This window comes from Paenibacillus sp. MAEPY2 (assembly GCF_000499205.1).
In the GTDB taxonomy this organism is placed as follows: Bacteria; Bacillota; Bacilli; order Paenibacillales; family Paenibacillaceae; genus Paenibacillus; species Paenibacillus vandeheii.
Window position 1 is genome coordinate 28,356 of sequence record NZ_AWUK01000052.1, and the last position, 23,991, is coordinate 52,346.

19 protein-coding genes, 1 tRNA gene and 1 other annotated feature (1 of these 21 cut by a window edge) are annotated in these 23,991 nt (G+C 47.3%); of the genes, 1 reads left to right on the plus strand and 19 read right to left on the minus strand.

Annotated features, from left to right (window positions below):
* Positions 1-22: a binding site (T-box leader), on the minus strand (it extends 247 nt beyond the left edge of the window).
* A gap of 157 nt (positions 23-179) precedes the next feature.
* From P364_RS0131465 to P364_RS0131555, 19 genes are all read right to left on the minus strand, one after another.
* Positions 180-1,742 carry a LysM peptidoglycan-binding domain-containing protein gene (locus tag P364_RS0131465; RefSeq protein WP_024633977.1) on the minus strand — a complete coding sequence of 521 codons (1,563 nt, stop codon included), beginning with the start codon at positions 1,740-1,742 and terminating at the stop codon, positions 180-182.
* A gap of 136 nt (positions 1,743-1,878) precedes the next feature.
* Positions 1,879-2,787, minus strand: coding sequence for an RluA family pseudouridine synthase (locus P364_RS0131470; protein ID WP_024633978.1), 909 nt, complete (start codon positions 2,785-2,787; stop codon positions 1,879-1,881).
* On the minus strand, positions 2,784-4,088 hold the full coding sequence (gene hemL / locus P364_RS0131475; RefSeq protein WP_024633979.1) for a glutamate-1-semialdehyde 2,1-aminomutase: 1,305 nt from the start codon (positions 4,086-4,088) through the stop codon (positions 2,784-2,786). The genes P364_RS0131470 and hemL overlap by 4 nt, the downstream gene beginning before the upstream one ends.
* A gap of 121 nt (positions 4,089-4,209) precedes the next feature.
* Entirely contained in the window at positions 4,210-5,211 is a 1,002-nt protein-coding gene (hemB, locus tag P364_RS0131480) for a porphobilinogen synthase (RefSeq protein ID WP_024633980.1), read from the minus strand.
* Positions 5,212-5,316: 105 nt separating this feature from the next.
* Positions 5,317-6,879 (minus strand): uroporphyrinogen-III C-methyltransferase, encoded by a 1,563-nt coding sequence (gene cobA, locus P364_RS0131485; protein WP_024633981.1) that lies wholly within the window; start codon positions 6,877-6,879, stop codon positions 5,317-5,319.
* Positions 6,880-6,883: 4 nt separating this feature from the next.
* Positions 6,884-7,840, minus strand: coding sequence for a hydroxymethylbilane synthase (hemC, locus tag P364_RS0131490; protein WP_024633982.1), 957 nt, complete (start codon positions 7,838-7,840; stop codon positions 6,884-6,886).
* Positions 7,841-7,842: 2 nt separating this feature from the next.
* On the minus strand, positions 7,843-8,493 hold the full coding sequence (locus P364_RS0131495) for a precorrin-2 dehydrogenase/sirohydrochlorin ferrochelatase family protein (RefSeq protein ID WP_024633983.1): 651 nt from the start codon (positions 8,491-8,493) through the stop codon (positions 7,843-7,845).
* Positions 8,494-8,498: 5 nt separating this feature from the next.
* The gene (gene ccsA / locus P364_RS0131500; protein WP_024633984.1) at positions 8,499-9,326 is read right to left on the minus strand and encodes a cytochrome c biogenesis protein CcsA; all 828 of its coding nucleotides are present in this window, start codon (positions 9,324-9,326) and stop codon (positions 8,499-8,501) included.
* A gap of 14 nt (positions 9,327-9,340) precedes the next feature.
* A complete protein-coding gene (gene hemA / locus P364_RS0131505; RefSeq protein WP_024633985.1) occupies positions 9,341-10,729 on the minus strand; it encodes a glutamyl-tRNA reductase in 1,389 nt (462 codons plus the stop codon).
* A gap of 337 nt (positions 10,730-11,066) precedes the next feature.
* A complete protein-coding gene (speD, locus tag P364_RS0131510) occupies positions 11,067-11,474 on the minus strand; it encodes an adenosylmethionine decarboxylase (RefSeq protein ID WP_024633986.1) in 408 nt (135 codons plus the stop codon).
* 323 nt (positions 11,475-11,797) lie between these two features.
* Complete coding sequence (locus P364_RS0131515) at positions 11,798-12,388, minus strand: hypothetical protein (RefSeq protein ID WP_024633987.1); 591 nt, start codon at positions 12,386-12,388, stop codon at positions 11,798-11,800.
* A 269-nt stretch (positions 12,389-12,657) separates the two neighbouring features.
* Positions 12,658-13,308, minus strand: coding sequence for a ribosome biogenesis GTP-binding protein YihA/YsxC (yihA, locus tag P364_RS0131520; RefSeq protein WP_024633988.1), 651 nt, complete (start codon positions 13,306-13,308; stop codon positions 12,658-12,660).
* Positions 13,309-13,464: 156 nt separating this feature from the next.
* Positions 13,465-15,804 (minus strand): endopeptidase La, encoded by a 2,340-nt coding sequence (gene lon / locus P364_RS0131525; RefSeq protein WP_024633989.1) that lies wholly within the window; start codon positions 15,802-15,804, stop codon positions 13,465-13,467.
* A gap of 86 nt (positions 15,805-15,890) precedes the next feature.
* Entirely contained in the window at positions 15,891-17,645 is a 1,755-nt protein-coding gene (gene lonB, locus P364_RS0131530) for an ATP-dependent protease LonB (RefSeq protein WP_024633990.1), read from the minus strand.
* 168 nt (positions 17,646-17,813) lie between these two features.
* On the minus strand, positions 17,814-18,911 hold the full coding sequence (gene ispG, locus P364_RS0131535; RefSeq protein WP_024633991.1) for a flavodoxin-dependent (E)-4-hydroxy-3-methylbut-2-enyl-diphosphate synthase: 1,098 nt from the start codon (positions 18,909-18,911) through the stop codon (positions 17,814-17,816).
* 123 nt (positions 18,912-19,034) lie between these two features.
* Positions 19,035-20,288 (minus strand): ATP-dependent protease ATP-binding subunit ClpX, encoded by a 1,254-nt coding sequence (gene clpX, locus P364_RS0131540; protein WP_024633992.1) that lies wholly within the window; start codon positions 20,286-20,288, stop codon positions 19,035-19,037.
* A gap of 12 nt (positions 20,289-20,300) precedes the next feature.
* The gene (clpP, locus tag P364_RS0131545) at positions 20,301-20,891 is read right to left on the minus strand and encodes an ATP-dependent Clp endopeptidase proteolytic subunit ClpP (protein ID WP_024633993.1); all 591 of its coding nucleotides are present in this window, start codon (positions 20,889-20,891) and stop codon (positions 20,301-20,303) included.
* Positions 20,892-21,269: 378 nt separating this feature from the next.
* Positions 21,270-22,610 (minus strand): trigger factor, encoded by a 1,341-nt coding sequence (gene tig / locus P364_RS0131550; RefSeq protein ID WP_024633994.1) that lies wholly within the window; start codon positions 22,608-22,610, stop codon positions 21,270-21,272.
* Between the two features lie 138 nt (positions 22,611-22,748).
* A complete protein-coding gene (locus tag P364_RS0131555; RefSeq protein WP_173405260.1) occupies positions 22,749-23,681 on the minus strand; it encodes a hypothetical protein in 933 nt (310 codons plus the stop codon).
* A gap of 233 nt (positions 23,682-23,914) precedes the next feature.
* On the opposite strand from P364_RS0131555, the gene P364_RS0131565 reads away from it, so the two are divergent.
* A tRNA-Arg gene (locus tag P364_RS0131565) sits at positions 23,915-23,988 on the plus strand.
* Positions 23,989-23,991 lie beyond the last annotated feature (3 nt).

Here is a 23,991-nt window from a genome sequence, read left to right on the forward strand (position 1 = left end):
TACTCCCGATCCACGTTGTTCTTCAAAAAACCTAAACACATCATACCCTGCCCGTGCCCGATAGTCAACCTGACAACAGCGGAAAAAGCGCGCTGCAATGCAGGTTGAGGGCAGATAAAGCAAAAACCCGCCATCCTCAAGGGATCACGGGTCGAAATGGACATTGAACCTACCTACAGTTAAGGGATATATAGAATCTGCCCTTCTTCCACAACCTGTTCGGATAATCGGTTATACAACTGGAGCTCTCTGGTACTTAACTGATATCGGTCTGCAATCGTATCCAGTGTCTCTTCACGCTGTACAATGCATAATTTCACCTTACGAAACGGGGTCTGATCCACAATGGTGCCTAGAAACAGGTTCTTCCACTCTACATCATCAGGCTGATATGCTTCTTCCTGCAGTACTCCAGCGAGTGCCTCTTGCTCCCGTTCAGCTTCCGCCTCACGTGTCACTCTGCCAGAGGATAACAAGGAGGAGATACCTACGCCCTCTTCCTGTTTTGGTGCAGACTCTCTCTTGCTGCCAAAAGCAACCTTGAGCTCCGGCTTGTCTTCCGTTTCAGCCACAGGTTCAGGGATAAAGGCTTCTTTTTCATCAGCGGACTCATTGGTGTCCAATACTTCATGAGGTTTGTATTCTTCCAAAATTTCCGGTTCAGATGTTGCGAAGACATCCTGCCAGTTCTCCGACTGCGAACTTGCCGGGACATCTGCTACCGCCTGCTCCTCTTGTTTGGATTCAGATCGGGCAGATTCAAAATGCCAAACGTTCGGTGCTGCCGGTTCATCCGAAGGCTGTGAGTCCAATTTGGAATCGGCCTGCTCCGAGTTCCTTGAGTTCGTATGTAAGGTCTCGACGGAAGGCTCGGACCAAACTGACGACTCTTCAGCCAGAGGAAGCAGAGGCTCAGATTCAGGGTAAGAAGCCAACCTGTCGGCTGTCTCCGCCAAAAAAGACGAAACTGGAGAAGGCGTTTCGGATACATTCGGTTGCACTTCATCCTCTTTGTCCCTCAAGGACAAGGACTCTTCGTTTTCAGCAGATATTTGGCTTGGCTCCGCGTATCCAGCCCCTTGCTGCCAGTTCTGAAACTGCTGGGGAGAAGCTTGATATAGATGTGCCTGCTGCGACTCTTCTTCATTCCGTGCCGTCTCATCTCCAGCAGAAGGATCAACGAATCCTTGACCGCCATAAGCAGGCTCTGCTGCACTCGTAAGCCCTTCCTCTTCGCTCCGTTGAAGCAGGTATTCCTGAGCAAATACATTGGGATCGCTCCCTGTCTGCTCCAGTTTAGCTGAACGGTCACTCTGCTGAGGGTCAGGCGAATGTACAACGGTAAACTCATCTGCTGACCAGACCTGCGGCTCCTCCACCGGGAAGCCCTCAATGCCGCGAAGCGACAATACGCCTGTAATATTCAAACTTCGGTTGGATAACAAATCGACATCAAAATTTTCAATCTCAATGGATATATCCTCAAGCGATCTTACCCGGTTCAGTGGCACCGTGATCTCCACCGGGATAAAATGTTTGAGTTCCTCCGAGATCTCGTTCTCTCCCCGATAAGCACCTGTTAGCAAAAGATGGCCTCGCAATGTCGCATGATCATCCTGACCTATCACCTGAATGCGAGGGTAAAGCTCAATTTCCTCCAATTCCTCAATCGCAGGGACTCCCTCTGACAAATGAACGCGCTCATAAATATCGAACCGCAAACCATAAGGTTGATTCAACAAAGGTGGCGTCCTCCTTTCGGCATATGTTCACCATGATCCTTCTCATGGGACTGATCCATGGTCCAAATCCTTCGTTACCCCATCTATATGCCTTGAATGAGATGAGCATGCCACCTTTTGTGCAAACCTTTCCGGTTTATTGGTCCTTGCCTTCACGTTGTGCCAGTTGTTCGAGATCCGCCGGCCAAGGGTCAGCCACTTCAATTCGTAAGCCGGTCAGCGGATGGGTAAAACTCAGTGTCTCACCATGAAGCGCCTGTCGGCCAATCGAATCCTTTCTGCCCCCGTATAACTCATCCCCTATGAGGGGGTGTCCTGCATAGCTTAAATGCACCCGAATCTGATGTGTGCGTCCTGTATCCAGTGTCAGCCGTACAAGAGTAGCTCTACCCCATACCTCCACGATCTCTACATGGGTTACCGCTTCCTGCCCACCTTCCGAGACACGTCTGCGTTGCTTGTGATGCCTGTCCTTCCCGATCGGAGCATTAATCGTATTCAACTCTGTGGATATCTGACCGCCTGCAATGGCGACATAATGGCGTCCAATGTCTTTACGCCGCATCGCTTCATCCAGTTTAGCGAGAGCAAAAGCATTTTTGGCATATAAAACAGGTCCTGTCGTGTCCTCGTCTAGACGATGAACATGGCGTACATTCGCCTGAATATTATTCATTTCGTAGTAGGAAGCTACCGCATGATCCAGCGTAATCGCTTGATCCGCACGGCTCCCATCGGGATGCAGCTTCATTCCGGCAGGTTTGTGCACAACCAGACAGAAATCATCCTCATACAAAACATCAATATCCGCCCATCTGGACTCAACGTCAATCGGCTGAGACGCAAAAAGGGCCAGCCGAAGCCGGTCCCCTGCCAGTTGTATGCCCTGGTTCATCTTTAGCTGACGCAGCAATTTCTCCGGGAACTGAAGTTCAGACAGAAGCCATTGCTCTGCAGCCGCTTGTCTGTCTGAACTGCCTGTCACCACTTTGCCTGGCATCAGTTCAAGCCATTCCCCACGGCGTTTCCAACTTTTAATCGTCATAATGATTGAAGAGCCTTACGATTTGCCTCAATCGTATCGTCAATATCCTGCTCCGTATGCACGCCAGAGACAAACATGCCTTCGTATTGAGAAGGGGCAACACTTACACCTTGATCAATCATGGCCGCAAAGTAACGACGGAATTGATCCAGGTTGCTTTCTTTGGCAATATCATAATTCGTAACGGGAACAGCACTGAAAAATGGACAAACCATTGAACCAACACGGTTAATCGTAATCGCGATGCCCGTCTCTGCTGCATTCTTTTCAAACCCAGCCTGCAAGCGTGCAGACAGTGTCTCCAAACGGTCATAGACCTCTGGCGTCAGCAATTTGAGCGTAGTATAACCTGCTGCCATAGCCAGCGGATTGCCGCTCAATGTACCTGCCTGATAGATCGGTCCGGTTGGAGCAATCTGTTCCATCAAATCGCGTCTGCCGCCATAAGCGCCAACCGGAAGTCCGCCACCGATGACTTTACCCAAGCAGGTCAGGTCAGGTGTAACGCCGTATCTCCCCTGTGCACAGTTCAGTCCTACACGGAAACCGGTCATGACCTCGTCAAAAATGAGCAGGCTGCCGTATTGAGACGTCAAGCTGCGCAGGCCTTCAAGGAAGCCCGGAACAGGAGGCACAACGCCCATATTACCTGCAACAGGTTCCACAATGACGGCTGCCAGTTCTTCACCGTAACGTTCAAAAGCAAGCTTCACCGACTCCAGGTCATTGTATGGAACCGTAATCGTATTGATAGCCACACCTTCAGGAACACCCGGGCTGTCCGGCAGACCCAGTGTTGCTACGCCAGATCCTGCTTTGATCAGCAAGCTGTCGGCATGCCCGTGATAGGAGCCTTCAAACTTCAAAATTTTACTGCGTCCTGTTACCCCACGTGCCAGACGAATCGCACTCATCGTTGCTTCCGTACCGGAATTCACCATCCGCACAATATCGATCGAAGGCACTCGTTCACAGACGAGTTTTGCCATCTCTGTCTCCAGCAGCGTTGGCGCACCAAAGCTGGTTCCTTTAAGGGCTGTCTCACGCAAAGCTTCTACAACATCAGGATGTGCATGTCCCATAATGAGCGGACCCCAGGATCCCACATAATCAATAAAAACATTGCCATCAATATCATAGATTTTGGAGCCTTCTCCGCGCTCTGCATAGATCGGGGTAAGCCCAACTGATTTGAACGCCCGAACCGGGCTGTTTACACCCCCAGGTATGTACTGTTTGGCTTCTTCAAATGCGCTGCGCGAGCGCTCATCATTACGACGAGTTCCTTGTTGTGCAGTCATGAACATCCTCCTTAGTGATGAGGCCCCTCCAAGCTTTATTGGAGGGGGCCTTTTATATATTTTGATAAATCATAATAAGTTTTGTTCATCCTAGCTGTTATTGAAGCAAGCTAATTACTTCTTATTTCTCTGCCAACCAGCGTGAAGCGTCTTTTCCGTAGTAGGTAATAATCATATCTGCACCCGCACGTTTCATACTCAGCAGAATTTCCATCGCCACTTTCTTCTCATCAATCCAGCCTTGAATTGCGGCTGCCTTCACCATGGCATACTCTCCACTTACATTGTAAGCAACCAGTGGAAGATCGAATTGGTCCTTGATCGTACGTATGACATCCAGATAGGAAAGCGAAGGCTTCACCATCAGCATGTCCGCTCCTTCAAGCACATCCGTTTCGGCTTCACGCAATGCTTCACGGGCGTTCGCCGGGTCCATCTGATACGACTTGCGATCTCCGAATTGCGGCGTAGAATCCGCAGCTTCGCGGAATGGACCGTAAAATGCCGACGCATATTTCACGGAGTAGGACATAATCGGAATGTGACTGAACCCATTCTCATCCAGTCCAGCACGGATCGCTTGAACGAATCCGTCCATCATGTTGGAAGGAGCAATAATGTCCGCGCCTGCCTTGGCCTGGGATACTGCCGTTTTCACGAGCAGATCCAGCGACTCGTCGTTGAGAACATCTCCGCAAATGTGACCGTCCACTTCTACGGTATGCACCATGCCGCAATGACCATGATCCGTGAATTCACACAGACAGGTATCAGCAACAACCAGCAGCTCAGGATACCAGGATTTAATCAGCTTCGTCGCTTCCTGTACAATGCCATCTTCCGCGAATCCAGACGAACCGACACTGTCTTTGGTTTCGGGGATACCGAATAACAGCACAGCCGGAATACCCAACTCGGCAATCTCCTTCACTTCTTCCTGCAGACGATCCAGCGAGAAGCGGAATACGCCCGGCATGGATTTGATCTCGGATTTTACATTTTCACCATAAGTCACATAGATCGGTTGGATAAAGTCATCCACAGTCAAATGGGTCTCTCTCACCATATTTCGAATACCTGTGGATTGACGTAAACGGCGATGCCGTACAATTGGAAAACTCATATGTGTGAAACCTCCCTAAATAGTTATATAGTGCAAAAAGCGAAGCGCGCCGGTATCGTAATGATTCAGCACGCTTCATCTGTCGATTGCGTTCAATTTATATGTTCAACGGGGAATCACAGCAGCCGTAGCAGGCTTTCGTTCCCACTCACACAAGACCGAGATCAGGCTCTCAATCGTTGCTTCTTCAGCCATCATGGTGACCTTCAAGCCTGCTGCTTCTGCCGTGTTCGCTGTAACAGGCCCGATACAAGCAACCTCTACGTTTTTCAATAAAGGCAAGGGATCCTGTAATCCCATCCGTTTTAGAATGTCCAGGAAATTAGTAACGGTGGATGAGCTCGTGAAGGTCATCGCATGAATGCCGCCCTCTTCGAGCAGCTTCAGCAGTTCATCGTCATCCTCGCCAGCCAGAATGGTGTCATAGATAATTGCCTCGGTGACCAAAAGCCCCCGCTCCCTCAACTGTTCCGGCAACCAGGGACGAGCAAGATCTCCGTGCGGAAGCAGCACCTTCTGGCCTTCCTTCAGCTCATTTTCGAAAGCCTCCAGCATGCCTTCGGCCTGAAAAGGCCCTGGGATGACCTCGGCAACGATGCCATACTTACGCAATGCCTCCCCAGTGGAAGGTCCTACCGCAGCAATTCTCGCTTGATGGAGCGCACGGACATCCTTCTCCTGCTGCTCCAAATGACGGAAGAAGAAATCCACCCCGTTCACACTCGTGAAAAATACCCAGTCAAACGTATTTAACGCACCAAAAGCCTGTCTGACACTTTCCTGTGCCGACTCCGTTGATGGCATTACGGTCTCGATCACCGGAAATTCATAAGGTTCACCGCCAAGTTCCTCAATCCGGTTCACTAATTCACTAGCCTGACTGCGTGCCCGCGTTACCAGAATGCGTTTGCCAAACAGCGGCAGTGCTTCCGCCCATTTCAACTGCTCACGCTGGTTCACCACCTCACCAACAACAATGACAGCGGGCGGTTGGAAGTTTGCAGCGATGACTTTTGCTTCGATATCTTCTAGCGTGCCTGTAATCGTATCCTGCTCTGCTCTTGTGCCCCAGCGAATTAATGCCACCGGCGTTTGTGCCGGGCGTCCATGACGAATCAACTGTTCACTGATATATCCAATTTTGGAGACACCCATCATAAATATAAGTGTGCCTGTTGCATTCGTCACTTTATCCCAATGGATGCTGCGATCAAGCTTGTCCGGACTCTCATGCCCCGTAATGATGGAAATGGAGGAAGCATAGTCGCGATGGGTCACAGGTATTCCGGCGTAAGCAGGTACACTTATGGCTGAGGTTACACCAGGTACAATTTCAAAAGGAACGCCATTTTTGCGTAGCAAATCAGCCTCTTCGCCTACGCGTCCGAATATCGTCGGGTCTCCCCCTTTAAGTCGGACCACAACCTTACCTTCCAATGCAAGATCAACCAATAGCTGGTTGATTTCTTCCTGCTTCATCGTATGTCGATCCGGGCGTTTACCCACATATATCTTAACCGCGCCTGGCTTCATCTGTTTGAGTAGTCTTGGACTAGCCAATCGATCATACACTACTGCATCCGCTCTACCGATTGATTCCCAGCCCTTTACTGTAATCAGCTTGGCGTCCCCTGGACCTGCACCAACCAAAAAGACCTTTCCCACCATGTCTTCATCCCCTAACTTCTGCCAGTATCTGCTCTGCTCCCCGTTCAATCAATCTCCAAGCCACTTCTTCTCCAAGACGAACCGGATCTTTGCCCGTCAAGGCTTCTTTAAGAATCAGCCCGCCATCCGGCGTGCCGACCATACCTGTTAATTGTAACGCGTTTTGTCCATTCGGGGAATCTGCATCTTGCTGTGGCACCCATACGGCATGAGCTCCAATCGGAACCTGACAGCCCCCATTCAATACACTAAGGAAGCGACGTTCAGCCAACACAGGAAATGCCGTTTCCGGATCGTTGTACAACTGCAACAAATGAAGCAGTTCCGCATCTTCCTCACGGCACTCAATGCCGAGCGCACCCTGACCCACTGCAGGAAGACAAGCTTCCTCTGACAGATATTCCGTAATTCGATCCTGCCAGCCCATTCGATACAAACCTGCGGCAGCCAAAATAATGGCGTCCAGCCCTTCGGTTTCCAGCTTGCGCAGACGGGAATCAATATTACCACGAAGTGATTCAAGCTGCAGATCCGGACGGTATGCTTTCAATTGACTGGAGCGACGCAGACTGCTCGTCCCCACTCTTGCGCCTTCCGGCAATTGATCCAAGGTAAGTCCACCATTCGAAATCAGTGCGTCACGGGGATCTGCCCGGCGAGGAACAGCTCCGTTCGTTAACCCTTCAGGCAACTCGGAAGGCATATCCTTCATGCTATGAACAGCCATATCAATCGTGTGATCCAGCATCGCCTGTTCAATCTCTTTGACAAACAGACCTTTACCTCCAACTTTGGACAGGGTTACATCGAGAATCAAATCCCCTTTTGTAACGATTTTATGTACTTCAAAGTCAAACGCTAGTCCTTCTCGCTCACAAATATCACGTAAATCTTGAATTACATGGCCTGTCTGGGTCAAAGCAAGTGCGCTTTGTCTGCTTCCCACTTTTATTGTCCGCATGTCTACACGTCCTCCTGATTATGGGAAATCCAGTCCCCAATTTGTTCTTCTGTCCACCACTCAAACTGACCTGTACGGATATCTTCCAGCACATTCATCTCGGTTAAACGACGGAGTAATTTCCCCCTGACTTCTGGAGAAGATACACGTGCCTTCACTTCCATCCTCATCTGATACAAAAATTCAATATATGTCTCGTATTCATCTCCGAATTGCTGTTCCAATGTGTCACGAATTGCTGCTGCGGCCACAGGCCCTGCTCCAGCAGTTGATATCGCAATGCTCAGCCTTCCACGCCTGACCACACTTGGTGTAATAAAGGTGCTACGTTCAGAAGATATGGCGTCATTCACCAGTATACCCGCATCTTCTGCTTCTTGGACAACCGCTGTATTCACTTCACTATGGTCCGTTGCTGCATATACGAGAAAGGCCCCCCGCAAATCTCCATTGCGGTAGGACCGGGCCAGCCATTGAATTCGGGAATCTTGATGCAATTGTTGTAACGTTGGCGTAACTTCCGGACTAATCACCTTGATTTGCGCTTCCGCATGAAGCAGACCTTTTATTTTACGTTCAGCAACACGTCCGCCCCCAACCACGCAGCAAGACTTCCCTGATATATCCACAAATATGGGTGTGTAGCGTTCCATCTCCTTCACTCTCCCGTCCAACGATGAAACGCTGAATACGCATTGGATAAAAAACTGATAATGACAAAGCCGTATCCGATGAGCGTCCATCTCGCCATAATGACTGTGGAGAACTGTTTCCTTCTCTTAAAGACGAAGTATCCCACATAGATCGCCATGGCAAGCCCTGTGGCAATAACCTTGAGATCCAAGAGCAGGCTCCAGCGCGTTTCGGCTACGATAGACAATACCGCGAGCATAATTGAAACACCAAGAAGAGGTGTGCCAATCAGTGTAGCACCATCCATATATTTGCTGATCACTTCCAGACTCGGCAGACGACGTACGGTATCATTCCACTTTTTATTCTTGAGCTTGCGGTGCAAAAACAGATATAACATGGCAAATACAGCACCAACCGTCAGAGCTGCGAAGCCAAGATTCGCCAAGGTTATATGCATAATAAGCAATCCATGCACGGTCTGCCAATTATGCAGAGATATCTCGCCTGCTGTAAACCACAAACGGTTCAATACCGTAACCGAGAAACCAACCACGTTCAGCAACAAAATAACAAATTCAGAACGCTGGATACGAGTCATTACCAGGGACATCAGCACGATACTGAATGAAAATATAAACAAAAAATCAAACGTGGTGTAGATTGGGAAATGCCCTTCGGTTAACATGCGTAAAATGACATGGAGCACCTGAAGCGCCCATACAACAACAAGAAACCCTGTGCCTGTCCGCTTCGCCCCCGCATTGCGTCGAATGCAGTCCGAGAAATAGAACAGTAGGCTCAGGGCATACATATAGATTAAAGCTTCATAGATTTGTTCAGCTAGGGTCAAGCTGCCCACCCGCCTTATACGCCTGCCGGAGCATAAGCCGGCACGTGGTCTTGCCGGGAATCGTTAAGATGAATGGCATCCGGTTTGCGCAGAGCCGTGGCGTCGCTCTGGTTTACTTTCTCAGCGGCCACCTCTACTGCATCCTCCAGAGCAAAGATCTGAGTAAACATGTGCAGTGCTTCATCACCGTGCTTGGTACCAGCCATTTCCTTGATCCGGTTGATCGGATCTGTCGTCATTTGATTCACGATACTTTTCGTCAAACGACGGATAACTTTACGCTGATGTTCATCCAGTTCAGGCAATTTATTGAACAGGCTATCCATCGTTTCTTCATGAATGGAAGCGCCTTTTTCCTGCAATGCCCGAATTACAGGTCGAACGCCCAATGTTTTGAGCCATTGATAATAGTCTTCCATCTCAAGTTCAATCATTTTCTCGATCTTCGCAGCTTCCACCTTACGCATCTCCAGGTTACTCTCCACGATTCCTTCCAAATCATCAATATCATAAAGGAATACATTGGATAACTCGCCGATTGCCGGATCGATATCCCGAGGAACAGCAATATCAATCAGGAACAGAGGACGTGATTGACGACGCTTCATGCTCTCTCGAACAACGGTGGCGTCCAGTACATATCTTTCTGCCCCCGTCGAGCTGATGACAATATCCACCTCGTTCAGTCGCTCTAATGCCTGCTCCATCGTACAAGGGGTCCCCCGAAACTTCGCGGCCAATTCCTCAGCTCGCGCAAGTGTTCGATTCGCTACAATAACTTCAGAGGCTCCGTTGGTATAAAGATGTTTTACTGTAAGTTCACTCATTTTGCCGGCACCCAGAATCAGCACCTTCTTATCCGTGAACATACCAAAGATACGCTTGCCCAGTTCAACAGCAGCATAACTTACAGATACCGCGCTCTCACCGATCGAAGTCTCCGAATGCGCGCGTTTCCCCAGCGTAACAGCCTGTTTGAACAGCATGTTAAACCAGGTCCCTGTAGCTTTCTCTTCCTGAGCTTTGAAAAAAGCCTGTTTCACTTGTCCAAGAATCTGAGTCTCGCCAATAACCATAGAGTCCAGCCCACAAATGACACGGAACAAATGGCGCATGGCTTGATCATCTTCATATATATATAAGTGTTGCGTAAATTCTTCCCGCGGAACATTAAACCATTGTTCCATGAACGTCCGAATAAAATAACCACACATGTGAAGACGGTCTACCACAACATACAACTCGGTACGGTTACATGTGGCTACGATTACACCTTCCAATACACTCTTGGTCAGCTTGAGCTGCTGCAGCGCTTCAGACAAGTCCTTTTCTGCAAATGTGAATCGTTCCCTAACCTCTACAGGCGCCGTGCGATAATTCAAACCAACGACAACGATGTGCATTGCAAGTTCACCTGCCTAATAAATTTCCAATCAAAGTGTTTTCTACATATGTTCATCCATTTATGATTGACATGGTTAATTATATCACACATCCATACAATGGCCGGGCCATTTTTATGAAATGTTTATGAAATCCACATGTAAATCATCTTATGCATTGTCATTTATTGTAGTGTCTCACCAATCTTCACCCTTATGCGTTAAATACTTGTTTTAATAATAAAGATTCATCAAAACCCCTTATAAAACAAATAGCCATGGAAGATTCCATGACTATTTGGGTTTAAGATGATCCTGGGTTCATCCCGATATGTGAACATTATTCATGCTGTCGTAATTAAATCATATATACCAGATCATTTGGTTTCATTTCTGGTGTCTCAACTTGCAATTCGCCCAATCCACGTACCAGTTTTTTTGCGTACGTTTTTTCCGGTTTTAATACGGATACCAGGTAATCAATGGCCAGTTGTGGGTCTACGGTCTCCCCGCAAGTGTAACAATCAATCGCTGCAAACCCTCTCTCAGGATACGTATGAATCGAGAGATGACTCTCAGACAATAGTACAAGCACTGTCGCTCCTTGTGGTTCAAACTGCTTGGATTGTACGGACATTACTGTCGCGCCACATGCCTCCGCTGCTTCAACCAGTTGAGCTTGCAAATACTCCGCACTGTTCAATAGATCAAAGTCTACACCCCAAACATCAACAGCAACGTGTCTTCCGAAAGTTGAATATTCCATCCTTCGGCGCCCCCTTCCTAGGAATAAAATGTTTGAAAATTTCATCCGCTAGGACCTACGTCATTCACTTCCCGAGGGAAAAATCTCTCGCAACATATAATGTCCTGAGTGAATCCTGGTTCCTATATTCTTTTCAACGAGATTAAAAATAACATCTAATCAAAAGGAATGCAACCCCTTTTAAGAAGAACAAAAACAAAAAAATTCAGTGTCCGTTGGACTCCCGAATTCAAAAAAATCCCCTTTCGCTACGCCTGGAATGTGCCAGAATCAGAGCATAAGGGGACGGTTATTTAAATACTTGTATCATTCACACCTTCAGGTCAATAGGCCTCAAGCTCAAACAGCCGTTTCTGGTGAAGAGCAAGCTTTTCATCAATCTGCTGGAGTTGTTCAGAAGTAGACGCATCTTTTCTTGTATCGAGTAACGAATCAACCTCGGCGTATACCCGGTTTATCTCGCGTTCAATATCCCGAGCCTGGAACACACGCTGCAATTCAAGCAACGTATTTTTGTATTCGTAGATGACACGGATATTTTCACCGGTCTGCTCCACAATTTTACGGACAACGCCCTGAGTATAAACATACGTCATGGTGAACTCTTCATAAATTCGATGAACAACGCCGTCACCCTTAAAGGTCATAAAGAGCTTCCGAACTACGTTCGTCAGATGATGATTCACCAGGCGGCAAGATAACTCACAGATGTAAAACCCTTCCCTACGGTCAAAAGGGAAATGAACTTCTTCTCCACTCACATCTACGAGCACAATTTCCTGGCAGCCATTCTCCATCACCTTCACACGTTGATGAATCCGGCCATCTTCTGTCATGCGCAAAAACTGATGCATCTGGGGTTCTGACAATTTCAAAGTGGCTTTAACATACTCTGTGGCTAATCGCTGAGCCATAAAAATCTCCTCAATTCTTTCCCGATTGTTTTGTCTTCCTGCACATTGTGGCAGTGATCTCAAAATTCTTCAGGTCGGCAAGGCCGCTACTTTAGTACTGTTGGCACAAATGCACCTATACTCATTATACACTACCGTATTGCTATTTCACCCCAGAATAAAACGATGAATTCCCACGAAAATCCAACAAAATATGGATTAATCCTTGATCTCCTCAAAGATACACCCAAGTTGCTCACTTTCCTGCATACAAAAGGCGTAATCCCCGGTTATCCGTTAATTTCGTGGTCTTCTTGACTCTCAGCCTCTGGCTCTTCTTCCACTGCAGCTTGACCGATTCCAGCATAGCGGGTGATGATCTCCCATAATTCTTCCTTACCTAAACCTTCTTCCGATGAAAACGGTACGAACAGATCCCCAGGACGGAGATCCAAAGCTTCTTTGATGACTTTGATATGTTTGGCTCTACGCGTTTTTGGAATCTTGTCCATCTTCGTCGCTACCACAACGAGAGGCAAGCCATGATGGCGAAGCCATTCATTCATCATCATGTCATCCTTGGACGGTTCATGTCTCATATCCACCATTTGCATAACCAGTTTCAATTCTTTCCGTTCCAGCAAATACTTCTCCATCATTTTGCCCCAGGCAAAACGCTGCTGCTTCGACACTTTGGCATAACCGTAGCCAGGGAAATCCACAAAATAGAGATCCTGATTGATCTTATAATAGTTCAGTTGCTGTGTCTTACCAGGGGTAGAACTGGTCCGAGCCAAATTTTTGCGATTAATCAAACGGTTGATCAAAGATGATTTCCCTACATTGGATCGTCCCGCCAATGCAATCTCGGGCAGGCCATCCTCGGGGTATTGTTCAGGCCGAACGGCACTGATAATAAATTCGGATTGATTTACTTTCATAATGTATCTGTCCTCTCTTGAACTCCTGTGCTCTTACTTATGGCTGCTGTTCGTATTATGCCATGGATTGTTCTATCATACCAAAAAAACCGTTCCAACGGACGCCAAAGCTTCCGCAGAACGGTTTACTCTTCATACGATCCCTCGTTTAACGGGTCACAGGTGTATTCCTGCCTGTTCCACAAGCGCATGTTGCAGCACTTGATCCATATGGGCTACAGGAACAAATTCCACATCTTCCTTGATGCTATCCGGAATATCCCGCAGGTCCCGTTCGTTATCCTTGGGCAATAATATTTTTTTGTAACCGGCGCGGTGGGCCGCCAGTGATTTTTCCTTAAGTCCGCCAATCGGCAACACACGGCCACGCAGCGTTATTTCACCAGTCATGGCAACGTCTTTGGAGACATGCTTGTTCGTCAAAGCAGAGATCAACGCAGTCGCCATTGTAATCCCGGCAGACGGTCCATCCTTCGGAATGGCTCCTTCCGGAACGTGGATATGGATATCGTTCTTCTCGTGGAAGTCAGACGGGATGCCGAGCTGTGCAGCTTTGGACCGGGTATAGCTGAATGCCGCCTGAGCCGATTCCTTCATGACATCACCCAGTTTCCCTGTCAGCGTCAGTTTACCTGTTCCAGGTACGACCGTAACTTCAATGACAAGCGTATCTCCACCCACTTCAGTCCAAGCGAGACCTGTCACCGTACCGATCTGATCTTCCAGTTCGGCCATGCCATAGCGGAACTTGCCAGGGCCAAGGTAGTCTTTGACTTCATCCGATGTGATATTAATTTGACCTTCTACACCGGATACAATGTTTTTAGCCGCTTTCCGGCACAAAGACGCCATCTGCTGTTCCAGATTCCGCACACCGGATTCCCGTGTATATTCACGAATGACACGCAGCAAGCTGTCATCCCCAATATTCAACTGATCTTCTTCCAGACCGTGATCCTGCTTCTGCTTCGGCAGCAAATAGTTTTTGGCAATTTGCAGCTTCTCCAGTTCAGTATATCCTGGAATATTGAGCATCTCCATCCGATCCAGAAGCGGACGTGGGATGTTATGCACTGTGTTCGCCGTTGTAATAAACATAACGTTAGATAAGTCAAACGGCAATTCTACAAAGTGGTCACTGAACGTGTTATTCTGTTCGGGATCAAGTACCTCAAGCAACGCTGCGGAAGGGTCTCCGCGGAAGTCCGAAGCCATTTTATCGATCTCGTCCAGCAGGAAAACCGGATTGAGTGAACCCGCCGTTTTCATCCCCTGAATGATACGACCTGGCATTGCCCCAACATAGGTACGACGATGTCCGCGAATTTCTGCTTCATCTCGCACCCCACCCAGCGATATTCTTACAAATTCGCGTCCAAGTGATCTGGCAATGGAGCGGGCAAGCGACGTTTTGCCGACCCCTGGAGGTCCAACAAGACAAAGGATTGGACCTTTAAGCTTTTTCACCAGCTTCTGAACAGCCAGATATTCCAGCACACGCTCTTTAGGTTTTTCCAAACCGTAGTGATCTGCGTTTAGCACATCTTCAGCCTTTTGAATATCCAGATCGTCCGCTGTCATCTGTGTCCAAGGCAGCCCCAGCAACCAATCGACATAGTTGCGGATAACCCCGCCTTCGGCAGAACTAGATGGCATCTTCTCCAGTCGATCTATTTCTTTCTCAACCTTTTCCTTCACCTTGTCCGGCAAGCTTAGGGCCTCCATCTGATCTCGGAGCTCCTCAACCTCGCCGGCACGGCCCTCTTTCTCACCCAGCTCTTTCTGAATCGCCTTCATCTGCTCACGAAGGTAGTATTCCTTCTGGGTTTTCTCCATCTGTTTCTTCACACGCTGACTGATTTTGCGTTCAAGCTCCAGTACTTCCCGCTCATTGTTCAGGATATCCAGCAGCTTCTCCAGCCGTTCACGAACGTCGATGGTTTCCAAAATCTCCTGTTTGTCCTTGATTTTCAAGGACAGGTGACTTGTAATAACATCGGCCAATCGACCCGGCTCTTCGATATCAGACACAGCGGCAAGTGTCTCGGGTGTAACCTTTTTGGACAGATTAATATAATTTTCGAACTGGTTCAGAACTGTACGCATCAGCGCATCCGTTTCTGGATGACTGTTCTCCTCTTCAGGAAGCTCTTGCGCCAGCACTTCGTAATATTCCTCGTTATCCGTATATTCAATGATTTCAGCCCGTTCCAAGCCTTCCACAAGTACACGAATCGTCCCGTTTGGAAGCTTCAGCATCTGTCTGACCTTGGCAACCGTTCCGATTCTGAAAATATCCTCTTGTGTTGGTTCTTCAATATTTACCTCGGCTTGGGAACATAGGAGAATCAAATGTTCTTCTACCATCGCTTTTTCTAAAGCCTTGACCGATTTCTCCCGGCCCACATCGAGATGCAGTACCATACTCGGGTAGACGAGAAGTCCTCTTAAAGGCAGTAAAGGAAAACGACGACCTTTCGCTTTGCTCGGTCCCATCGCTTTCGCACCTCCAATGGCTCTCAGGTTGTAGTCATTCATTATTCTATCAAATGTTCACATAAAAAACCAATGAAGGGAAGCGCTTAGCAGCTTCCCGAATCTGTAACCTGTCCTGGACGTGGCAAATCAGCACGTAAATATGAAGCGGATGCAGGTGGGAAAATCTCCGGTGCAGGTGTCGCTGACTCCTCCGCTAGGTTTAATTGTTTCGTTTGCTCTTCATTAGGTACCCAGTCAAATACTTCACGGAACACGTCTTCAACAGTATCGACCGGAACAACGCGTAAACCATCCAGATTTTCAAAGATGGACTGCCAGTTCTCTGCGGGAATAATGACCGTCTTTGCACCCGCCTGGAATGCAGCTTCCACTTTGGCAAGTACACCGCCGATTGGTTTTACCCTTCCATGGATACTGATCTCGCCAGTCATCGCTGTCTCGTGATCAATCGGACGCCCCTGGATGGCTGATGTAATGGCTGTGGCCATGGCAATCCCGGCAGACGGACCATCAATTGGCGTTCCACCTGGGAAGTTGACGTGTAAATCATAGTCGTTAGGACGAATGCCCATGGCCTTTAATACGGTTAACACATTTTCAACCGATCCTTTAGCCATACTTTTTCGCCGGAGTGTGCGCGAACCGCCTCCAATCTCTTCTTCATCCACAACTCCCGTGATGTTAATCCGTCCCTGATCTCGAAGAGCCGGGACAGCGGATACTTCGATCTCCAAAATGGTGCCCATATTGGGTCCATATACGGCCAAGCCATTCACAAAACCAATCTGTGGCTGCAAAGGTACCTTGCGATCTGGCCGGGGCTGAATCTGGCTGCTGCCAGCAACCCATTCCACATCCGATGCCTGCAGCGTTTCACGTTTTTCGGTCAAGGCCAGCCCAGCAGCGAGCTGAATAATATTGACCGCTTCACGTCCATTGGTTGCATATCGCTTGACCACATCAACCGCTTCTGGACATGGGCTGAACCCGATTTTCTGAACAGCATCTTCCGCAATTCGCCCAATCTCTTCAGGCAGCAATGGACGGAAATAGACCTCCATGCACCGCGAGCGCAAGGCTGGAGGCAGTTCATGGGGCGAACGAGTCGTCGCTCCGACAAGGCGAAAATCGGCTGGCAGACCATTTTGAAAAATATCGTGGATATAAGCAGGAGTATGCGTGTCTTCCGAGTTATAGTACGCACTTTCCAAAAAGACCTTGCGGTCCTCCAAGACTTTCAGCAGTTTATTCATCTGTATGGAATGCAGTTCACCGATCTCATCAATAAACAGCATTCCCCCATGTGCCTTCGTAACGGCACCCGGTTTCGGTTGAGGAATACCTGCTACGCCCATCGCTCCCGCTCCCTGATAGATCGGATCATGCACTGAACCAATCAAAGGGTCAGCAATACCCCGTTCATCGAAACGCGCCGTCGTGGCGTCAAGTTCCGTGAATTTGGCATCTGCCTTAAAGGGAGATGACGGATTCTTTTTGGCTTCCTCCAATACCACTCTTGCAGCGGCTGTTTTCCCCACCCCTGGTGGTCCATATATAATGACATGCTGGGGATTAGCACTGCATAGCGCGGCTTTAAGGGCGCGAAGTCCGTCTTTTTGCCCTACAATGTCATTGATGGTTGCTGGACGTGTCTTCTCTGCCAGAGGCTTGGTGAGTGAAATGGAGCGCAGCTTCCGCAGCTTCTCCAGTTCCTTGCGGGATTCACGCTCCACCGCACTGCGATTCGTTTTCTGGCCACGAAGCAAATTCCAGAAATACAAACCGATCACCACACCAAAAAATAACTGGATCATCATTATGACCATACCAAATTCCATGTCTCAACATCCTCCTGTTCTATCCCTATTCTCATATGAGATCATGCTAATACTTGGTAGTATAGCCTTTTCACCGAGACGTAAACGGGTGATCTGGAAATTGTATGTTGAAGAACAAAAAACAGCCCGTCATTGATAACGGGCTGTTACAGAAGTGATATGAATCAATCAGTGCGAGCGACCAGGAATAACTCCTGTGGTTTCATAGGCTTCCACGATGATGTCGATCTCTTTTTTCAATTCCTCAACCATGATTTCTTCCGGCACTTTACGGATCATTTTACCATGACGGAATAACAAACCTTCCCCGCGTGCACCGGCAATACCGATATCCGCTTCCTTCGCTTCACCCGGACCGTTAACCGCACAACCCAGCACCGATACTTTAATCGGCACCTTGAGTTTGGAAATATACTCTTCCACCTCATTAGCAATGGAGAAGAGATCGATATCCAAACGTCCACAGGTTGGACAGGAAATCAGCGTAGCTGCATTGGAGATCAGACCAAAGGTTTTGAGCAGGTCACGAGCAACCTTGATTTCTTCAACCGGATCCGCACTAAGCGATATCCGCATCGTCGAACCAATGCCCATAGATAACAAGGCACCCATACCCGCAGAACTTTTGATTGTACCTGAGAACAATGTACCCGCCTCGGTAATCCCTAGGTGTAAAGGATACTGAATGATTTGAGCCGCTTTGGTATAAGCTTCAATCGCCATCGGTACATCCGAAGCTTTGAGAGACACGATAATATCGTGGAAATCCAATTCCTCGAGAATACCAATGTGATAAAGTGCACTTTCTACCATAGCATCAGCTGTTGGATAACCATATTTTTCAAGCAAATGATTTTCCAGAGAACCTGCGTTTACCCCGATCCGAATCGGAATACCCTTCTCTTTACAAGCTTTGACGACTTCCTCAACTTTGGAACGTTTACCGATATTACCGGGATTAATCCGTACTTTATCGATGCCGTTCTCAATCGCAAGGAGTGCCAGTTTATAATTAAAATGGATATCCGCTACGAGCGGAATATGAATCCGTTTCTTGATTTCCTTGATGGCCGCAGCAGCTTCCTCATTGTTCACCGTTACACGCACCACTTGACAGCCTGCTTCTTCCAAACGCAAAATCTCTGCCACGGTTGCCTCAACGTCTGCCGTTTTCGTTGTACACATGCTCTGAATGATGACCTCGTTGCTGCCACCAATCGTTAAGTTCCCCACTTTTACGGGACGTGTATCTTGTCTTAAAAACATGAGTGATTTCTCTCCCCACAACGTCAAAGCTCCACCCTGACAGAGACATGAAATCGTCTTCTGCCAGGAGTGGAGAACTGACAAGTCTATATTTCAGTGTTGAAACGGAATATTCACCTGTAGTTAGGCACTTTCTTCCTGCTTGTCGTCCTTCCTTTGACTCAGTTCAGGCACGACTCTCTTCTCAACGACCTCTTCAGTAATGACACAGTTCGTAACATCATCACGGGAAGGCACTTCGTACATAATCTCAAGCATAATGCCCTCGATAATCGCGCGCAGTCCACGTGCACCTGTGTTACGTTTAATGGCTTCCTTCGCAATCGCCAGCAATGCTCCTGGTTCGAACACCAGATTCACATTATCCAGCTCAAGCAGTTTTTGGTATTGTTTCGTAAGCGCATTTTTCGGTTCGGAAAGAATCCGTACCAATGTGTCTTCGTCCAGTGGCTCCAAAGTGGAGATGACTGGCAAACGGCCTACAAACTCCGGAATCAGACCAAATTTCAGCAAGTCTTCCGGCAATACCATACCCAGATATTCACCTGGTTTAAGATCTTTTTGTTCCGTAACGGTGTTAAAGCCAATGACTTTTTTACCGATCCGGCGTTTGATCATTTGCTCCAGCCCATCAAAGGCACCGCCGCAAATGAACAAGATGTTGGTGGTATCAATTTGAATGAATTCCTGATGTGGATGCTTACGGCCACCTTGTGGTGGTACAGAAGCTACAGTTCCTTCCAGGATTTTCAAAAGTGCCTGTTGAACTCCTTCACCCGATACATCACGTGTAATGGATGGGTTCTCGGATTTACGTGCTACTTTATCAATTTCATCGATATAAATAATGCCGCGCTCTGCTTTTTCCACATCATAATCAGCAGCTTGAATCAGCTTGAGCAGAATGTTCTCTACATCCTCGCCGACATAACCAGCTTCTGTCAATGAAGTCGCATCAGCAATAGCAAAAGGAACATTAAGGATTTTGGCCATCGTTTGCGCAAGCAACGTTTTACCTGAACCCGTAGGTCCTAACAGCAAAATGTTACTTTTTTGCAATTCAACATCCTCAATCTTGCTTTGTGTGTTGATCCGTTTATAGTGATTGTAAACCGCAACAGACAAAGACTTCTTCGCCTGATCCTGTCCAATAACGTACTGGTCAAGAATATCACGGATTTCTTTTGGTTTTGGAATATCTTTGAGGTCCAGTTCTTCGTCATGACCGAGCTCTTCCTCAACGATTTCAGTGCAAAGTTCGATACATTCATCACAAATGTAAACGCCTGGTCCAGCGACCAGTTTGCGCACCTGTTCCTGAGATTTACCGCAAAAAGAGCATTTCAATTGCCCTTTCTCATCGTTAAATTTAAACATGAAACCACCCCTTTAGGAATTGATCGGTCTGCTGAGCACCTGGTCAATAATGCCGTACGTTTTGGCTTCCTCAGCACTCATGAAAAAGTCACGGTCTGTGTCCCGCTCGATTTTCTCAAGGGGTTGACCTGTACGATCGACGTATATTTGATTCAGTTTTTGACGTGTTTTAATAATCCATTCCGCGTGAATTTTGATATCCGCAGCCTGTCCTTGAACGCCGCCAAGCGGCTGATGAATCATCACTTCACTGTTCGTCAGTGCATATCGTTTGCCAGGAGCACCGGCTGTCAGCAATAACGAGCCCATGCTTGCTGCCATACCTACGCAAATGGTTGATACATCCGGTTTGATATATTGCATCGTATCGTATATACCCATCCCTGCGGTGACAGAACCACCAGGTGAATTAATGTACAGGCTGATATCCTTCTCAGGATCGTCGGCTGCCAAAAACAAAAGCTGTGCTATGACAAGATTGGCTACATCGTCATCAATCGCACTGGTTAGAAAAATAATGCGATCCTTCAGCAAACGCGAATATATATCGTAAGAACGCTCGCCTCGATTGGTTTGTTCTACAACCATTGGCACCAGACTCATGAGACCAACCTCTTTTCTACATGTAATTAGACATAGGCTACCTGTAAAGCAAACCCAAATTCATTCTAACACGTTCCTGTGACAATGTCATTTTTCACAAGCGGTGTCAAGCCTAAGTGAGTTTACTTTTTAGCCTGATCATATTTAACCATGTTTTCTATGTATGTGCAAATCGGAGCAATCCTATGCCGTTTCGCCTTTTTTTTATTTGCAGGAGAACCACAGGACGTTGAATATGCATCAGCGACACCAAGAAAAAATCACATCCATATAATTACTGAATCCTCTATAAAATGGATGCCATAATTTAAAAATAAGGCACGCAATGATTCACGTGCCTTATCGTTTATTCAGCTGTTCATTACATAACAGCTTGTCTTATTTTTCGTCAGCTTCTGCAGCAACTTCTTCAGCTGGAGCTTCAACAGCTTCAACGACTTTGCTGTTCTCAACGAGAACATCAATCGTTTTACGCAGTTTCACTTCATCACGAAGGCTGTCCAGGGAACCATTACCCTCAAGAATGCCACGAATCTCTTCAGCAGGACGCTTGTAGGATTCAGCCATTTTTTCGAGTTCTTGGTTAACTTCTTCGTCAGACACTTCGATGTTCTCCGCTTTGCCAACTGCTTCAAGAACCAGGTTGTTGCGAACACGTTTGGAAGCATCTTCCTGCATTTGTCCTCTCAGGTCAGCTTGAGTTTGACCGGAGAAGCTCAGGAACATTTCCAGGTTCATACCTTGGTTGCGCAGACGGTTGTCGAAATCACGCATCATGTTTTGTACTTCGCTGTCAATCATTGCAGAAGGAATGTCCACTTCAGCATTTTCAGCCACTTTTTCTACAACAGCATTTTCTTGAGCTGCTTTGGCTTCGTCTGCTTTACGGGATTCCAATTGTGTTTTCAGATCAGCTTTGTACTCTTCAAGCGTATCGAATTCGCTAACATCTTTTGCAAACTCGTCATCCAGTTCAGGAAGTTGTTTACGTTTGATTTCATGCACTTTCACTTTGAATACCGCTTGTTTGCCAGCCAGTTCAGCTGCATGGTAGCTCTCTGGGAAAGTCACTTCAACGTCTTTAAAGTCGCCAGTGGACAGACCCAAAACCTGCTCTTCAAATCCTGGGATGAACGTATTGGAACCAAGTTCCAGGGAATAACGCTCAGCTTGTCCGCCTTCGAACGGTACACCATCAACGGAGCCGTCAAAGTCGATTACAGCAACATCGCCGTTTTGTGCAGAGCCTTCGTCGATAACAACGAGTTCTGCGTGACGTTGTTGAAGACGCTCGAGTTCTTCAGTCACTTCTACATCCGTTACTTCATGTTTGGCTACAGCAACTTCAACGCCTTTGTAGTCACCCAGTGTTACTTCAGGTTTAACCGTTACTTTCGCTTTGAACTTGAATACTTGTCCTTTAGCGAATTGTTCCACATCTACATCTGGGCGATCAACCGGGAAGATATCCGTTTGGTCGATTGCTTCTGTGTAAGCTTCAGGAAGCAAAATGTCAATTGCTTCTTGATACAAGCTTTCCACCCCAAAACGAGCTTCGAAGATTGGACGTGGAACTTTACCTTTACGGAATCCAGGTACGTTTGCTTGTTTAACTACTTTATTAAAAGCTTTGTCGAGTGCTGCAGTTACACGATCTGCACCCACTTCAACCTCAAGAACCCCAAGGTTCTTCTCTATCTTTTCCCAAGTTGCTTTCATTGTATACTTTCCCCTCCAAAATTCACATGTTCACGTAGACAATCACGTACAAAATAACCATTTTAGTATAAACAAGATTAGATTCTTTTTCAAGGGGAATCCCTTGATAGGGTTTGAGGAAAACGTTTCCGGCTCCTATTAACCGTCCAATCCGGCAGATACAAACTGTTTCATTGATCGATATGCTTGCTCCAGGCGAAAGCGCATCGCCCCTGTCACAGCATACATTGAGCGAGTATCTTCCTCGTCATGCGAACCGCCCAGACTATCTGCAACGGTCATATGTAGAGCGGCTGCCCATATATCTGTCATGGAATCATTTTCTTCCAACATGGACATATAATCACGGGTTCCATATACAGCCATAACATATTGAATCCACAGTTCTTGTGCAAAATAAAAGAGTGTAGGCTCATGAACCTCCGTCTGATCTGCCACCCTTTCAAGAATCTGAACAATCTGAAGCGGGAAATCCTCAGGTCTAAGTGGAACAGTATCAATCTCCACTTCAACAGGCTCTTCCCCACGAGTAAACGCAATAATGCCTTGAACACCACGACGGCGTAATGTCTGAAGCACACGGAACTGTAGCAAAGGATGCAGTGTCTTGTCTTTAAGCCAACCGGTAAGCGAATCATCAATTTCTGGCCGATCGAGATAAGCAAGCTGCTCCAGCGCCAACATTGTCTGATCAGATAAAGGTTCCTCCATCACGGTACGAAGCAATTTATCCGCATAGCCATCATCCTGCTCAAGCTTGGTTCTCGCATGTTGGCGTGCCATGTCCTCTTCACTGACTTCTTCTTCCTCACGCTCTTCATGGACCATTGGTAAATCCTCTCCATAGTGAGGGAAAGCAGCTTCAAGCCATTCGAGCAACGCTCGCCATTCGTCATAATGCCGCTCTTCCTGTCCTTGGCATTGCAGCAAAAAGCGAAGCAGGTCCATCGCTTCACCATATCGTTCATTTTCAAGCATAACCGTCAATTGAATCTGGTAATAGTCCAGCGTCTTAGGAAACAGCACGATATTATTGCTATGCTCGGTTTCCGGGGTCGTGGATTCCTTAATAGGAGCACCTCCTCTGTATCCTGAATCTCCAGTCGCAATCAACCATAAATAGATGTATATTAAACGAAAGTCGATCTATTTTTTGAGTTCTTCTGATATTCTAACATAACCTTAATTATAATGAAAAAAACGTTACTGCCGCCAAATATCATATACGAAAAATAGTTTAAAATAAAATGTTTGATATTCATCATTATTTATGATAAAATCAATTTTGCTTGAAAAAAATTCATGTCTCAGTAGCTCAGCTGGATAGAGCAACGCCCTTCTAAGGCGTCGGTCGGGGGTTCGAATCCCTCCTGGGACGTAA